Raw genomic sequence first — 14346 nt, forward strand, 5'->3', positions numbered from 1 at the left:
CCGCCAGCACAGGTTTAAGCTTCCGATAAGTTTCTGCTATCGTAATTAAACAATAGAGTTCCACCATTTCCATATACAATCATACAACATTTATACTGATGAAGGCACCTCTCTATTAACATTAGGTGATTTCGTCTTTTTGTCATGCTTGTCAATTGTCAATGTGCAGTATAATAATATTTCTATAGCGATAAATTATGCTGAGGGTAGTGCAATAGCTTGGCTTTCGGAACTTATTGATGATGTATCATGCTAAAGTTAACCGAACATATCTTTGGCGTTGGTTAATTCATTCTAAAGTTAATGACATTGGGTTTGAACCCAATGAGGAGATAAATCGAATATATCCCCCGGGGGAGTGGTTTATGGAAGCAGGGCATCCACCTGTAAAGGCATGGTACAAAATACAGGATATGGCTTATGAAAATGGACTTATCAGAGAAAGCTTTATCGGCGACTGCAAGGCAATGTTTTTTGATATATGGTCTGTAGTTTCTTTATATGAAAATGAATTAAGACAAGATCCTTACGGTCTATGGGGTATGAAAAATGAATAAACGGTTCAGACAATATATAGGCATAGTAATTGCAATAGTTACGTATTATGTGGTTCATGAGGGTGCTCACCTTATCTGCGCCGCTTCTTTTGGCGTATTTAAGCAGATCATCTTTTCAGGGATAGGCATGGAGATAGATGTCTATCGTGAAAAGATGGAGGATTCCAGCTGGAATTCAGGAGAATTATATTCTGCACCAAGGGAATCTGTAAATGGTCAAATAAAATAATTGATTAGTATGAATGATCCGGGAGGTTACTATGAAAATAGAAACAGAGAGATTAATCCTCAGAGAATTCACAGTAGATGACTTTGATGCCCTATATGAAATATTATCCGATCCTGAGACTATGCAGCATTATCCGGCCCCGTTTGACAGAGAGAAAACTATGGGATGGATAACCTGGAATCTTGATAATTATAAAACTTATGGGTTCGGATTATGGGCAGTTACACTTAAAAATACAGGGGAATTCATAGGCGATTGTGGTATTACAATCCAGATTATTGACGGAGAATTATTACCTGAAATAGGCTATCACATTAACAAGAAATACCAGAGACAGGGATTTGCAAAAGAAGCTGCGCGCGCTTGCAGAGACTGGGCATTTGAGAATACAGATTATGAGAAGATTTACTCTTATATGAAGTACACAAATATCGGCTCCTACTCAACGGCTATGGCCAATGGCATGAAAAAAGTGAAGGAATATCTTGATCCCAAGAATGAAATATCTTATGCATATGCTATTACGCGTACAGAGTGGGAAAAAGAGAAAGGGCTGAATAATGATCAAGAGTAAAACGAAATATGAAGCAACTCTAGAAGAAATAAAGAAGCTTTTCGCATTCCATAAACTTGGGAATGTGTCAGATATAGCACCACTTGGCAATGGAGAGTTCAATTCTGCATTTAAGGTAATGCTTGATGATGGAAAGAGCTTTGCCCTCAAGATAGCACCTCCGGAGGGTGCTACGGTTCTTTCATATGAGAAAAACATGATGGGATCAGAAGTGTTCTGGTATGAGAAAATGCATGAAAACACAGATATTCTTTGCCCGGAAGTATATGTGTCTGATTTTTCAAAAAGCATCGTAAAGAGTAACTGCTTCATCATGCAGATGATGGAAGGAGAGCCTTTGTGGGCTGTGAATTTCTCGGATCATGAATATGAAAATGTTCAGAGGCAGAAAATAGAAATGCTTGCCAAGATACACAGGATCAAAAATGACAGGTTTGGCTACATACAATCAGGCCTCCACGATACATGGTATGATGCGCTAAAGTCCATGGCGGGTAATCTTGTTAAGGATTGTAAGGCTCTTGGATACGAGACCCCTGATGGGGAGAAGTTTATCTCATATATTGATAAACATGCTGGGCTCCTCCGGAATGTACCTTGCCGAATGGTGAATTTTGATCTGTGGGACAGTAATGTCCTTTATCACGATGGCAAGATCTGTTGGATTGATCCTGAGCGAGGCTTTTGGGGTGATCCTGTAGCAGATTTCATAACCCTTGGTAGCGGGCAAAAAGCGCCGTTGTCAACAAAGCAGAAAGAGCTGGATATCTATAATGAAACTGCAACAGAAGGGATAGTTCTTTCTAAAGAGACTGAAGTTAGATATGCATTAGCGGTTTGTTACCTGGCCCTTATTGAAGAAGTAGAAAAATATGTAAGATATGAGCCGGACGAGCCAAACTATATAAGAAATACCAATGATGCAAGAGAAATGTATGACATGGCTTTTGATATACTTTAACTATGGATCGGGTATGAGTATGAGAGACGATGAACGCTGCAGGTTGTGACCTGCAGTGTTTTTTGTTACTCAAAAATCAGTGTAAAACTTATGCAAATCAGTGAAACAGACAGTTTAACGCTTCCGGACTGTTATGCTGTAAACATAACAAAACCCGAGAATAGAGGAGATCAAATATGGAAAACAAGGCATTGGTTGTTATAGACCTTCAGAACGACATCACGAAGAACTACAAACTGATCATAGAGCGAGTAAATACAGCTATTGACTGGGCATCAGAAAATGACATGCGCGTAATCTATATAAAACATTTTAATCTGTCTGAGAAAACAAGAACCTTTAAACCCGGCAGCAAGGGAGCTGAGCTGGTCCCGGAATTAAATGTAGTATCAGAGAATATTTTTGAAAAATCAAAAGCAAGTGCACTCACCTGTGAGGCGTTTTCGAACTTTATTGAAAATAATGAAATAAAAGAGTTCTATATCGCTGGAGCTGATGCAACGGGGTGTGTGAAATCTACAAGCTATAACCTTGCAAAATGCGGATACAAAGTGCATGTAATATCTGATTGTGTGACAAGCTATGATCTGAAGAAGTTGCCTGAGATGTATGATTATTATGCCAAAAAGGGCTGTGATGTATTAACACTTGCAGAGTGCAGGTAAAGTACTGAGAATGGTGGGAGAAATGCATTAGGCAAGTCTTCTGCGTGGGGCATAAGGGAAGACGGATATATGGAGATAGATATTTGTTATCCATTGAAATGAATTATTATAAGTGCAGAACAGGCTCAAATAAGTGTATTTGGGTCTGTTTTATTTTGAGGATGATAGGATGAAGCGGTAAGGGGAATGCTATCATGAATTATAAGATTTTTGGAAGTAAAACTGTAGATATCGTAATAGAAATGGGCCTTGGAGCATGCATAGCTGAATGGGAAGCGCTTGCAAGAGAACTTGGAGAGAATCACGGTGTGCTTGTCTATGAAAGAGCCGGGATAAATCACAGTGATAAGAGTGATAAAGAAAGAACGCCTACGAATATTGCTAAAGAATTAATGAATCTCCTAGATGAAATCCCGCATGATGAAAAGCTGGTGATAATAGGACATTCGCAGGGAGGACTGTATGCCAGCGAGTTCTGTGGTCTCTATCCGGAGATGGTAAAGGGACTAATTCTTTTGGACCCATTAACTACAGAAGATAATAGATTTAAGAAGGAATTAACTGCGAAGGAGTTTAAAAAATCCGGAGTAGATAAGAGTAAAAACTTTATTTTTTTAGAAACGCTTACTAAGCTTGGAATGAAAGGCTTTGTAAAGAAAGTGATGTGTCAGGCACCGCCTTTTTATTACGCCAATTTTTCCATGGAGCAAAATGAGGATATCCTTAATTCGCTTGTAAATACCACGCATCTACGCACATGCAGGGAAGAGTATAGGTTAGCTCACGATGGTGCATCGTTAAAAAATATGGTATCTAAGGAAAAATATCCTGATATTCCGATCATTCTTGTGACTCATTCATCTGAGGAAGCAATTAAGGAAAACATGGAATTTGGTGGAAACAGCCGTCCTTTTGCCGCCAGGATCGAACAACTGTGGCAGGAGATCATGAAAGAGTATTTAGGGTATTCGAAAAGAGCAATATGGATCCAGGCTAAGAAAAGCACTCATTATATTCACCTGACGGAACCGGAAATAGTTATAGAGAGCGTCAATACCTTAAATAATTGATATACTTAAGAAAGTAACAACATTCGGTAAAGGAAATTCAGTGATCGGCAAAATCTGTTGGATTGATCCTGAGCGAGGATTTTGGGGTGATTCGGTAGCTGATTTCATAACCTTAGGTACAGGACAAAAAGCTCCGTTATCAACAAAGCAGAAAGAGCTTGATATGAGGGAGTTATAGGTGAGCGACATGGTAATAGAAACTGATAGATTGATAATTAGAGATATAGAACTGCCGGATGGAGAGGCGTTTATTCATATGGCTTTGGATGGGAGCTTGAATGATGTAGGCTTTGGCAAAGATTGCAGTTACTGGATGGATGACTGGATTATAAAAGCACAAAATCTGGCGCGAGAGGACGATCCTCGAAAGAATTATCTTGCTTATGCGATTGAAGATAAAATAACAGGTTTGCCTGCCGGAGCTGTCGGATGTACATTTTATGAAGATTTGGAGAAAGTGGGCATTACTTATTTTATCGGAGCAGATTTTCGAAATAATGGATACGCTTCAGAAGCAATAAAGGCATATGTTTGTTATTTCTTTGAGCATTATGATGAAAATGAGATAATTGCCACTATCCGTGAGGATAATCTTCCATCTTGGAAAACGATAGAAAGAGTAGGCTTTTCGCTGACAGAGAAAAAAATGTACAGAGATATTAATGATGCAAAAGAAAAGCTATACCGTTTCTATTTGGCACAAAGAAATCAGCAATTTTAAGTTAATCGGACTGAAAATAGGACAGATTTGAACAGAAAATGACAGGATGAGTACTGACTGACCAGATATACTAATTGTGTCAGGGTAAAGGAAAGGCTGTTTCGAGTCGTTGGTGTATGTTTAGCAACGGCCGGAACGGAGTAGGAGATTGTATAAGATGGAGTGGCTTACCAGCATTCGCACAGCAATTGATTATATGGAAGAACATCTGAAAGACAACATCAGTGCGCAGGATGTGGCAGATCAGGTGTATATTTCTCCGTTCTTTCTTCAGAAGGGATTCTCCTTGATGACCGGATACGGAATTGGGGAGTATATCAGAAACCGCAGGCTGTATCAGGCAGCATTGGATCTGAAGAATACGGATGATAAGGTAATCGATATTGCATACGCTTATTGCTATGAGACGCCTGAGAGCTTCACAAAGGCATTTTCTCGCTTTCACGGTGTAACACCATCACAGGTCCGTGATGGGGCGGCTGTGAGGACGTTCCTTCCACTGACTGTAAAACTACAGGTTCAAGGAGGCGATCAAATGAATTGTAAAATTACAAAAATGTTCCAGTTTAAGGTTATCGGTTTTCAAAAGATATTTGATAATGATACTGCTTATCAGGAGATTCCAAAGTTCTGGGATGAGATTTGCGAGAAGTATGCAGCAAATGTTTATGCCGGGAATGCTCCGGCCAATCCTTATGAGAAGGCTATCGTAGAGAACTGCATTGGAGAGTATGGAGTCTGCATCGATGATATCGGAGAGGGAAAGTTTAGGTATCTTGTGGCTGGGAAGTATGCCGGAGGGGAAGTTCCTGAAGGAATGGTGGTTTATGAGTTTCCGATGGGTGACTGGGCAGTATTTGACTGCATCGGCCCTATTCCTGAGGCACTGCAGAGCCTGAATACACAGATTTTCAATGAGTGGCTTCCGGGTAATCCGGACTATGAACTTTGCGGGAATGCATCTGCAGAATGGTATGACTGTGTAAATGGCGAAATGACGGATAAGGATTATCACAGTGCAATCTGGATCCCCGTGAAGAAGAAAGAAGGAAATAACTGATGAATGTCTTGGAGAGAAGAATCGGGCGACCGATTCTTCTCTCATTAACAAACATGATACCAGTTTCGCAAGATGAAAAGCATTACAATGAATGAGAATAAGAAATCCCTTGTGTGACTGTAATAAGTGCAGTGATGCTATTACTGAAGCACGGTACATCTCATAGTGGGCTTCTTTTTTCCAGGTGTGGAGAACCACATTGTCTTTTTCAATGTATTCAATCCTTGCGTAGTTACTTTCAAACATTACTTTTTCCGCATATGATTCTACTTCATTATTTTTTGTAAACAAAGTACCATGTAGGATTAGTGAAAAGCTAAAGTGCACTTATTTTGTTGTGTTTTACACCGAAGTGGGGACGGGGTTAGTGGTTCAACATGTATGTTCAGAAAAATAAGTGTAAAACAGGATCAAATATGTGTGTTTTGGTGTTTTTTTAATGGGTCTGTTAGGATAAGGAAGAGGTGAAATATGGAAATATTATATAAAGATATAAAAGATTTTAGAGCTGAAGATATTGAAAGATTGTTTTTGTCAGTGAACTGGGAGTCCGGACATTATCCAGAAAAACTGGTCAAAGCTATGCATAATTCGACCCATGTTGTATCAGCATGGGATGGTGACCGTTTGGTGGGGCTGGTTCGAGCATTGGATGATGGAGAGACAGTTGCATTTTTACATTATCTGCTAGTTGATCCTGAGTATCAAGGCTATGCAATAGGAAGAGAATTGATGAAAAGAATTCTGGCATGCTCTGAAAAACACTTGTATATCAAGGTAATGCCTTCAGATCCGAAAACAATACCATTTTATGAGAAATTTGGTTTTCAAAAATATGAAAACTATTCAGCAATGGTAATAAAGAATTTTGGATGATAGGCTAAGATTAATATAAAAGCAGACTTTAGATTAGTCGAGGGAGAACTGTTTTGAGTAAAAGGACGAGACAATACCTTGGATTGATTGTAGCTATAATTTCATATTACATGATTCACGAAGGAGCACATTTGTTATATGCAATGACCATCGGAGTGTATAAGCGGATCAACATGATAGGACTAGGGGTTCAGGTAGATGTATTTGCTGAGAAAATGACAGACATTCAGATGGGGGTGTTTTGCATTGTTGGTTCAGTGGCTACGCTGATAACTGGCTATATACTTGTAAGAATAATAGATATTTTGATCAAAGTTCCTTCAGATGTATTTAAGGCATGTATGTTCTACGTAACGATAATTATGCTATTTGTGGATCCGATATATTTATGCTTTCTGTATTCTTTATTTGGTGGTGGAGACATGAATGGGATATCACTTATCATTCCTGAAATTGCTGCGAGAATACAGTATGGATTCTTTCTTGCATTGAATACAGTGATCTTTATTAAAATAGTTTTGCCAAAATATAAAATAGCATTTCAACAGGAATAAGTTTTTTCAAAGGTACTGAATGCACGTGATGATTACAGGATGGGGTATCTCTGGAAGAACGATGAGCTTCTATTCCGCTGTGGGTTTCCGTCTCAGTTCTGCCCCAATTTCATCCTATGTGGAAGATGAGCCATATGATCTTCAGATGGAATGTATTATTAAGTAAGAGCATAAAATCATGAGAATAGTGAGTGATTTAATTGAAATATATGTATATCATAATACCTTTAATACTGATCACTATCATATGTGTCTTAATTCCTCCAAGTACCGGGCAACTGCCTAAGGGCCATGCGATAAGTGAGAAGACAAAATTAGACATAAATGGCACCAATATAGGGACGATCATCTTATCAGATAATGTTGACAACCCTGTGCTGATTGTCTGCGGAGGCGGCCCGGGAATTCCGCAGTATCTGGTAGAGAGTTTATATCCATCGATACTCCCCGAGCATTTTACCGTGTGCTATTTCGATTACAGGGGAACCGGCCTGTCTTTTGAAAGTGATGCCAATCCTGATGATATGACGACAGAGAGATTTATCGATGATGCCATTTTGGTGACAGACTATCTCAGAGACCGCTTTGGACAGGAACAGATATATATCATGGGCCATTCGTTTGGAACCTATATTGCGTTAAATGTGGTTTCGCTTCACCCGGAGAAATATATCGCATATATGGCTATGTCACAGTGCTGTGATCAGCATCGCTCAGAACTTCTGGCTTATGATTACATGCGTTCTCAGTATGAGGCACAGGGTAACAACTCGATGATTAAGAAGTTTGATAAGTACAGGATACACGAGTCGCAGGAGGATTATAAAAAATATTCCGGCTCAGGTCTCAGAGACAAGGCCATGCATGAACTTGGTGTCGGGACGACATCGGACATGGATAATGTGATAACAGGCCTCTTTTTCCCAAGCCTTCGGGTAACAGCTTATACTCCGCTTGAGAGGATAAATCTGTGGAGAGGGAAGGCTTCTTCCGGTAAGTTTGCGGTTCATAATGAATCTAGGATTTTTAATGCGTTTGAAAGCGTCAGAAGCATTGATATACCGATCTGGTTCTTTGCCGGTGAGCATGATATGACATGCGCCACATCGGTGCAGAAGGAATACTACGAGGCGATACAAGCACCGGAAAAAGAGTTCTTTTTATATAAAGGATGCGCCCACAGTCCTATCTATGAGGATGGAGTAAGGACGCGGGAAATACTGAAGAAAATGCTTTAGCAGAAGTGATGAACGAACAGAAGGAGAGAATGCATGGAAACTTGCCGGCACCTGTTGAGCAGATGCTTGAGAGGAAACATGGATTGTTTGATTCTGAAGCTGTGGATTACAGATTTGATGAAGTGAATGGAGATGCGGCGGCTTTGTGCAAGTCGCTTCAAGAACATATCTTGGTGGGACAGTAAAATGATTAGACTTATGGAGAACATTGACTTAGCACAATGTGGCATGATTTATGCAAAAGCATTCCCCATGGAACATTGGGGAATAGATTGGACTGCAGAAAATGCAACAGAATATCTTCGCGATTTTTTTGAACAGAAAAGATTTGTTGGATATGTTTATGAAGAAAATGATGAAGTGTTAGGTTGTATATTCGCGCTTTGTAAAATTTCCGGAAGCAAAGAAGAGATTTACATTAATGAGATGGCGGTACTTCCCGAACGACAAGGGCATGGAATAGGTAAACAATTATTAAATGCAGTTAAAGATTACAGTAAAGAAAAAGGACTTGCAGGCATTGTTCTATATACAAGTGAGTATGCACCAGCGGCTAAGTTTTACGAAAAGAACGGATTTAAGTTATCAAATGGAACAATATGTATGTATTGCGAATAATTGAAAAGAGAAAAGCATAAAGGACACTAAACTTGATCTGCGGGAATAGGGAGAAAAATCCTTATGCCCGCTGTTTTTTGGTTGACAAAACTAACAATGTTAGTATAATATTAACTAACATTGTTAGTAAAAGCGAGATGGGAGTAATTATGCCAAGAACAGGATTATCTAAGGAAGAAATAATAGAAAAAGCTGCTAAATTAGCAAATGAGAAAGGACTGTCATATTTAACCGTTACAACGCTTTCGGATTATTTAGGGATCAGAAAACCCTCTTTAATCAGGCTGTTCTTGATTTTTTGAGAGATTAAAACAGGCGAAGCTGAAAGAAAGCTGAAAGACACTGAGGAATTAGGGGAAGCATTATAATGGATCAAATGTTGGGGGAACGGAAAAGAGAAGTGAAGATTGGCTATAAAGAAATAAAGCGCGATAAGGAGTTTGTGTTTTATTCAAAACATGTAGGACACTGATATTAGTTATAGAAAATCATGAAAGGCTGATGGAGGACCACATTGTCTTTTTGATGAACTCCTATTAAATCAGTGAAAAACAGACCTAAATCAGTGTGATTTGGGTCTGTTTTCTTTTGCTATGATAAAGTATGGTCACTACTACTACATATAAATGTACAGAGGCTAAATTGAAGGGCCTAATATGAGGGATGATCAACAATGGATAGAGTAAGTGGCAGGCTGATCGTGTATTTTGAAGATCCATTTTGGGTGGGGGTATTTGAGAGGGTTATCGATAAAAAACTATCAGCAGCTAAAGTGACTTTTGGTGCTGAACCAAAGGATATAGAGTTGCTTGAGTTTATTAATCGGAACTATTATCATCTGCATTTTAGTCCAGAGCTTGAAACGACCGTAAAGGAAACTAAGAAGAATCCCAAGAGAGCGCAGCGTGATGCGAAAAAGCAGATACTGGAGACTGGCATAGGTACTAAATCACAGCAGGCTCTCAAATTACAACAGGAGCAGAATAAACTGGAACGGAAATGCAAAAGCCGCGAACAAAAGGAAGCTGAGAATCAGCGTTTGTTTGAACTAAAACAGGAAAAGAAAAGAGAAAAGCATAAAGGGCATTGAATTTTATTAACTGGAAAAAGAAAGGAAAAGTATGAGTAATTACACAATTAGATTACTCAATTAAAATCAGTGTAAAAAGACTCCAAATAAGTGCAAGGAGTCTTTTTTATTTTGCAAAGTGTATAGTTACTAAACAGTATAGCAGATATACAAAAGGAGGAAAAAATGAATAGCAAAATTGATTTTATTAATGGAGAAACAAATAAGTCACTTATCAAGATGTTTGCTCCACTTATGGTAGGCATGATCATGCTAATGATCTACAACATGGTGGATGGCTTGTGGGTCGGAAACCTGCTTGGAGAGCTGGGGATGTCGGCGCTCACCGCTGGAACGGCGATTGTTTTGTTTTTAAATTCCATTTCAATGGGTGTTGGTAACGGTATTTCCGTTATGATAGCTAATCTTGTAGGAGCAGATGACAGAAAACATATTCCGGGGGCAGTAGCGACCGTAATAGCAGTATCCACTGTTTTTTCAATTGTACTTCTCATTTTAGGCGAAGTACTTGTTGATCCGATACTGGTTCTTATGGGAACGCCGGAAATTATTTTTTCTGATGCCGCAACATATTTAAAGATCTACTTATTGGGAAATGCAGCATTATTTATCTATATGGTGTTTACATCAATCTTTAGGGCATTTGGTGATCCAATGTTTCAGATGAAAGGTATGATGCTCACAGCAGTGTTTAATGCAGTTGTTGATCCTTTTGCAATAAAAGCTTATGGACTAGCCGGCGCAGCAATTGTTACAGTGGCTTCTGAAGTTCTATGCCTGGTTTACGCCATTATTTATCACAAAAAGAAAAAGATGTTTTCTATGGATTTTAAAAAGATCAATATGAATGATGCCATAACCATGGTCCGTTTATCTGTGCCAACTACAGTACAGTCGATCATGCCGCCACTTAGTTCTGCTTTTATGATTTCTTTCATCTCCTCATTTGGAATGAACACTATAGCAGGCTTTGGAGTCGCAAGAAATCTTGAGCTTATAATGTTTATGCCTACTACAGGAATGTGTATGGCAGTGACATCCATAGTGGGACAATGTGTTGGAGCAAAAAGGTATGACAGGGCGATGGATTATTTGAAATCAAGCATGATCATAGGAGGCTCTCTCATTGCAATTACAAGCGTGCTAGTGATTCTTTTTTCAGGTCAGCTCACAGCAGTTTTTGGACAGGGGGCTGAAGTCGCACAGGTAGTATCAAGGTTCTTTTCAATAATCAGTATTGGCTATGTTCTGTACATGCTCACAAGTTGTATGCAGGGATATATTACGGGAATTGGTAAGCCGGGAATGGCGATGGTTCTTTTGGTTCTTTATTACATTGTGTTTAGAATTCCAACTGCCTATATTTTTAAACAGCTCTTTGGCTTAAATGGAGTATGGTTTGCGTTTCTGATAAGCCATATTTTATCTGTGATAGTGGCTTTTGTAATGGTATCCTATATACAAAAGACATATTCAGCAGAGTATCGTATTTGTCACAAATTAGGAGCGTGAGCTATGAACAGCTACAAGGAACTTGCCTGGTTAAGGGTAAAGCGGCAAGGAATGATCACCGCAAAATGCATGAAAACATGGGAACTATGTATGAAGCTATGCTCGACCAGATACCTGAAAGTACTTTAGATAGCATGAGGCAGTTCCTTGAAGCTTTTGACAGAGCGCTTGATGATATGGATAAATCAGTGTAAAAAGCAAAATAATCAGTGTAATCCATGTTTTCTTTTCTCCAAAGGGTATAGTTACTATACAGTTTATGTTTTACACATTTGGAGGATATTGAATGAAAACCTTGTATTTCAGCTCAACTGGAAATTGCTTGTATGTGGCCAAGTGCTTGGGAGGAGAGTGTTTATCTATTCCCAAGCTGATCAAACAGGGAACCTGTGAGATAAAAGATGATGTTGTAGGTATAGTATTTCCGGTTTACGGGCTTTGCATACCACCATATATTGAGGATTTTTTGCAGAAACTGAAGGTAGAGTGCAACTATCTCTTCGCCATAGCAACTTACGGATGTTTTGCTGGATCTGTTTGCAACGAGGTAAACAAGATTACTCTGGCAAATGGAAGAAAGTTCGACTATATTAATTCTGTTTTAATGGGCGAGAACTGCATTACTTTTGCTGACATGAAAAAACAGGAAGGCGATAGCAAAAAGCAGCAGGACGCAATTGACCAGATTGTGGGCGATATAGTTGAAAAGAAAAAGTATGTAAAGAGGAATTCGTTTTTAAGCAAACTTATTACAAGTAGTCATAAGAAAAAGTATGAGTTTCCTATAGGAATTGGTATTACAGAAGAAGTTACCGTGAACGATGCGTGTACGGGATGTGGCACATGTTCAAGACTTTGTCCAATGGGAAATATACATATTGAAAATGGTCGCCTACTCTTTTCAAAGAATTGTATAAGCTGCGGAGCTTGTATTCAGAACTGCCCTAAGAATGCTATCCACCATAATAGAGAGAAGAGTTCCGCCAGATATAGGAATCCACATATAGAAATTGGTGAGCTTTTAATTTCTTAACGATGAAAAATGGAGAAAAAATATGAGTAATTACACAATTAGATTAGAAGAAAAGAAAGATTATAGAGAAGTTGAAAATTTAGTAAGGGAATCATTTTGGAACGTTTATCGTCCTGGATGCAGTGAGCACTATGTAATTCATGTGCTCAGAGATGATCCAGCATTTATTCCTGAACTCGATTTTGTTATGGAGCAGGATGGAAAGCTGATCGGACAGAACATGTTCATGAAAACTTTCATTGAGGCTGATGATGGAAGGGCTATTGATGTGCTTACCATGGGCCCAATTGGAATTACACCTGAACTTAAGAGAAAAGGCTATGGAAAGGCTATCTTGGATTATTCCCTTGAAAAGGCTGCAGAGATGGGATTTGGAGCAGTTCTTTTTGAGGGGAATATCGGATTCTACAGCCATTGCGGATTTGACTATGCAAGCAAGTTTGGGATCAGATACCATGATCTTCCAGAGGGCGCAGATGCGTCATTTTTCCTGTGCAGAGAGCTGATCCCGGGATATCTTGATGGCATCACAGGGGTATATCAGACCCCTAAGGGATACTATGTTGAAGACTCAGATGTCGAGGAGTTTGACAAGACATTCCCTCCGAAGGAAAAATTAAAGCTTCCCGGACAGATTTTTGATTAACGATTGGAGAACGAAGATGGAAACAAATTTGCAGAGATGAAATAAAATAAAAATATCGGAGGCATAAGATAACAATATATGGAAAAACGTGTAAAATGGTACGTGGGTCTAAGTTATTTTGTATTTTGGTTTATGGTGCTTGGATTGTGCGGGACTGCAAGTATGGTATTCCATTGCCCGCCGGTTGTAATGAGGATTTTATCCAATATCTGCGCATGGGCACCGACAATTGTGTTACTTATAGGTTTTAAGTATTTTTGCCCTGACCGTAGTATTGCTGATTTTTACAAAAAAGCTTTTGGTGGAAAGATAAGCATAGTAACGCTGGTAGCTTCAGCTATACTTACTCTTGGAGCTACTATTATTACAGTATTTGTTTTGTCCTTGATTCAGGGGAAGGCATTTGGTGAGTACTGGAATCTTGGGTCCTACCCGTTCTGGGCATCAGTTTTATTCTCGATCACAACTGGGCCAACAGGAGAAGAGTCAGGCTGGAGAGGTTATCTTCGCCCATACCTTAATGCAAAATACAGTTTTTTCAATGCATCAGTGATACAGGGAGTTATATGGGCGTTCTGGCATACCATTCTGTGGTTTGTAGATTCAGATTATATGGGAATCCAGATGATACCATACGTTCTGTCCAACGTTATTGTAATGACGGGACTTTGCTTTATCATGAATCTTTTCATGGAAAAGAACGATAACCTGATCTATGGCATAGTGATACACTTTTGCTTTAATTTTCTGTATTGTTTCTTACAGGTTGATATCTGGTTTTATGTTGTACTGTCAGCAATATACATAGTGATTATTGCGCTGATATGTTGGAAAAAGAATGTGATGTCAAAAGAATGATAACCGTTTAAAATAACAAGAAGGAGGAAGGACATGATAAATTGCAGTGTATATGCTCCATGCAGATGAAAAATATTTGTATGG

General features: G+C 39.0%; 20 protein-coding genes. All 20 read left to right on the forward strand.

Features of this window, described 5'->3' with window-relative positions:
• Window positions 1–365 precede the first annotated feature (365 nt).
• The 20 genes from T501_RS16855 (at window position 366) to T501_RS16945 (ending at window position 14262) form a co-directional block, all read left to right on the forward strand.
• A complete protein-coding gene (locus T501_RS16855) occupies window positions 366–557 on the forward strand; it encodes a hypothetical protein (RefSeq protein WP_044916358.1) in 192 nt (63 codons plus the stop codon).
• A complete protein-coding gene (locus tag T501_RS16860; RefSeq protein ID WP_044916361.1) occupies window positions 550–786 on the forward strand; it encodes a hypothetical protein in 237 nt (78 codons plus the stop codon). Before T501_RS16855 ends, T501_RS16860 begins: the two co-directional genes overlap by 8 nt.
• Window positions 787–817: 31 nt before the next feature.
• Window positions 818–1360: a GNAT family N-acetyltransferase gene (locus T501_RS16865; RefSeq protein WP_044916363.1), complete on the forward strand. Its 543-nt coding sequence runs from the start codon at window positions 818–820 to the stop codon at window positions 1358–1360.
• Window positions 1347–2321 (forward strand): phosphotransferase family protein, encoded by a 975-nt coding sequence (locus tag T501_RS16870; RefSeq protein WP_044916365.1) that lies wholly within the window; start codon window positions 1347–1349, stop codon window positions 2319–2321. The genes T501_RS16865 and T501_RS16870 overlap by 14 nt, the downstream gene beginning before the upstream one ends.
• A gap of 176 nt (window positions 2322–2497) precedes the next feature.
• Window positions 2498–2986 (forward strand): cysteine hydrolase family protein, encoded by a 489-nt coding sequence (locus T501_RS16875; RefSeq protein WP_044916368.1) that lies wholly within the window; start codon window positions 2498–2500, stop codon window positions 2984–2986.
• Window positions 2987–3180: 194 nt separating this feature from the next.
• The gene (locus tag T501_RS16880; protein ID WP_044916371.1) at window positions 3181–4056 is read left to right on the forward strand and encodes an alpha/beta fold hydrolase; all 876 of its coding nucleotides are present in this window, start codon (window positions 3181–3183) and stop codon (window positions 4054–4056) included.
• A gap of 187 nt (window positions 4057–4243) precedes the next feature.
• The gene (locus T501_RS16885) at window positions 4244–4777 is read left to right on the forward strand and encodes a GNAT family N-acetyltransferase (RefSeq protein WP_242845556.1); all 534 of its coding nucleotides are present in this window, start codon (window positions 4244–4246) and stop codon (window positions 4775–4777) included.
• Between the two features lie 157 nt (window positions 4778–4934).
• Window positions 4935–5837 (forward strand): AraC family transcriptional regulator, encoded by a 903-nt coding sequence (locus tag T501_RS16890; RefSeq protein WP_044916375.1) that lies wholly within the window; start codon window positions 4935–4937, stop codon window positions 5835–5837.
• Between the two features lie 471 nt (window positions 5838–6308).
• A complete protein-coding gene (locus T501_RS16895; protein ID WP_026512222.1) occupies window positions 6309–6713 on the forward strand; it encodes a GNAT family N-acetyltransferase in 405 nt (134 codons plus the stop codon).
• A gap of 53 nt (window positions 6714–6766) precedes the next feature.
• Entirely contained in the window at window positions 6767–7267 is a 501-nt protein-coding gene (locus T501_RS16900; protein WP_044916378.1) for a hypothetical protein, read from the forward strand.
• Window positions 7268–7476: 209 nt separating this feature from the next.
• Window positions 7477–8505 (forward strand): alpha/beta fold hydrolase, encoded by a 1029-nt coding sequence (locus T501_RS16905; RefSeq protein WP_044916379.1) that lies wholly within the window; start codon window positions 7477–7479, stop codon window positions 8503–8505.
• Window positions 8506–8513: 8 nt separating this feature from the next.
• Window positions 8514–8690, forward strand: a complete 177-nt coding sequence (locus T501_RS21580) for a hypothetical protein (protein WP_155994906.1) — start codon at window positions 8514–8516, stop codon at window positions 8688–8690.
• A 1-nt stretch (window position 8691) separates the two neighbouring features.
• Window positions 8692–9123, forward strand: coding sequence for a GNAT family N-acetyltransferase (locus T501_RS20470; protein ID WP_049946003.1), 432 nt, complete (start codon window positions 8692–8694; stop codon window positions 9121–9123).
• A gap of 149 nt (window positions 9124–9272) precedes the next feature.
• Window positions 9273–9425: a hypothetical protein gene (locus T501_RS21840; protein ID WP_207641201.1), complete on the forward strand. Its 153-nt coding sequence runs from the start codon at window positions 9273–9275 to the stop codon at window positions 9423–9425.
• A gap of 371 nt (window positions 9426–9796) precedes the next feature.
• A complete protein-coding gene (locus T501_RS16925) occupies window positions 9797–10213 on the forward strand; it encodes a YjdF family protein (RefSeq protein WP_044916381.1) in 417 nt (138 codons plus the stop codon).
• A gap of 165 nt (window positions 10214–10378) precedes the next feature.
• Window positions 10379–11725, forward strand: coding sequence for an MATE family efflux transporter (locus T501_RS16930; protein WP_044916382.1), 1347 nt, complete (start codon window positions 10379–10381; stop codon window positions 11723–11725).
• Entirely contained in the window at window positions 11722–11919 is a 198-nt protein-coding gene (locus tag T501_RS21845; RefSeq protein ID WP_197027984.1) for a hypothetical protein, read from the forward strand. The genes T501_RS16930 and T501_RS21845 overlap by 4 nt, the downstream gene beginning before the upstream one ends.
• Window positions 11920–12011: 92 nt before the next feature.
• Complete coding sequence (locus T501_RS16935) at window positions 12012–12758, forward strand: EFR1 family ferrodoxin (protein ID WP_044916383.1); 747 nt, start codon at window positions 12012–12014, stop codon at window positions 12756–12758.
• Between the two features lie 22 nt (window positions 12759–12780).
• On the forward strand, window positions 12781–13404 hold the full coding sequence (locus tag T501_RS16940) for a GNAT family N-acetyltransferase (RefSeq protein ID WP_044916385.1): 624 nt from the start codon (window positions 12781–12783) through the stop codon (window positions 13402–13404).
• Between the two features lie 78 nt (window positions 13405–13482).
• Entirely contained in the window at window positions 13483–14262 is a 780-nt protein-coding gene (locus T501_RS16945) for a CPBP family intramembrane glutamic endopeptidase (protein ID WP_044916387.1), read from the forward strand.
• Window positions 14263–14346: the final 84 nt, after the last annotated feature.

Source organism: Butyrivibrio sp. WCE2006 (assembly GCF_000701985.1).
Classification (GTDB): domain Bacteria; phylum Bacillota; class Clostridia; order Lachnospirales; family Lachnospiraceae; genus Butyrivibrio.

What these genes read in the sequence shown, in the direction of transcription:
- T501_RS16925 (WP_044916381.1), top strand. Translation starts at nt 9,797, where the DNA reads ATGGATAGAGTAAGTGGCAGGCTGATCGTGTATTTTGAAGATCCATTT.
- T501_RS16865 (WP_044916363.1), top strand. Translation starts at nt 818, where the DNA reads ATGAAAATAGAAACAGAGAGATTAATCCTCAGAGAATTCACAGTAGAT.
- T501_RS16890 (WP_044916375.1), top strand. Translation starts at nt 4,935, where the DNA reads ATGGAGTGGCTTACCAGCATTCGCACAGCAATTGATTATATGGAAGAA.
- T501_RS21580 (WP_155994906.1), top strand. Translation starts at nt 8,514, where the DNA reads ATGAACGAACAGAAGGAGAGAATGCATGGAAACTTGCCGGCACCTGTT.
- T501_RS16895 (WP_026512222.1), top strand. Translation starts at nt 6,309, where the DNA reads ATGGAAATATTATATAAAGATATAAAAGATTTTAGAGCTGAAGATATT.
- T501_RS16885 (WP_242845556.1), top strand. Translation starts at nt 4,244, where the DNA reads ATGGTAATAGAAACTGATAGATTGATAATTAGAGATATAGAACTGCCG.
- T501_RS21840 (WP_207641201.1), top strand. Translation starts at nt 9,273, where the DNA reads ATGCCAAGAACAGGATTATCTAAGGAAGAAATAATAGAAAAAGCTGCT.
- T501_RS16940 (WP_044916385.1), top strand. Translation starts at nt 12,781, where the DNA reads ATGAGTAATTACACAATTAGATTAGAAGAAAAGAAAGATTATAGAGAA.
- T501_RS16855 (WP_044916358.1), top strand. Translation starts at nt 366, where the DNA reads ATGGAAGCAGGGCATCCACCTGTAAAGGCATGGTACAAAATACAGGAT.
- T501_RS16870 (WP_044916365.1), top strand. Translation starts at nt 1,347, where the DNA reads ATGATCAAGAGTAAAACGAAATATGAAGCAACTCTAGAAGAAATAAAG.
- T501_RS16880 (WP_044916371.1), top strand. Translation starts at nt 3,181, where the DNA reads ATGAATTATAAGATTTTTGGAAGTAAAACTGTAGATATCGTAATAGAA.
- T501_RS20470 (WP_049946003.1), top strand. Translation starts at nt 8,692, where the DNA reads ATGATTAGACTTATGGAGAACATTGACTTAGCACAATGTGGCATGATT.
- T501_RS16860 (WP_044916361.1), top strand. Translation starts at nt 550, where the DNA reads ATGAATAAACGGTTCAGACAATATATAGGCATAGTAATTGCAATAGTT.
- T501_RS16905 (WP_044916379.1), top strand. Translation starts at nt 7,477, where the DNA reads ATGTATATCATAATACCTTTAATACTGATCACTATCATATGTGTCTTA.
- T501_RS16930 (WP_044916382.1), top strand. Translation starts at nt 10,379, where the DNA reads ATGAATAGCAAAATTGATTTTATTAATGGAGAAACAAATAAGTCACTT.
- T501_RS16875 (WP_044916368.1), top strand. Translation starts at nt 2,498, where the DNA reads ATGGAAAACAAGGCATTGGTTGTTATAGACCTTCAGAACGACATCACG.
- T501_RS16945 (WP_044916387.1), top strand. Translation starts at nt 13,483, where the DNA reads ATGGAAAAACGTGTAAAATGGTACGTGGGTCTAAGTTATTTTGTATTT.
- T501_RS16935 (WP_044916383.1), top strand. Translation starts at nt 12,012, where the DNA reads ATGAAAACCTTGTATTTCAGCTCAACTGGAAATTGCTTGTATGTGGCC.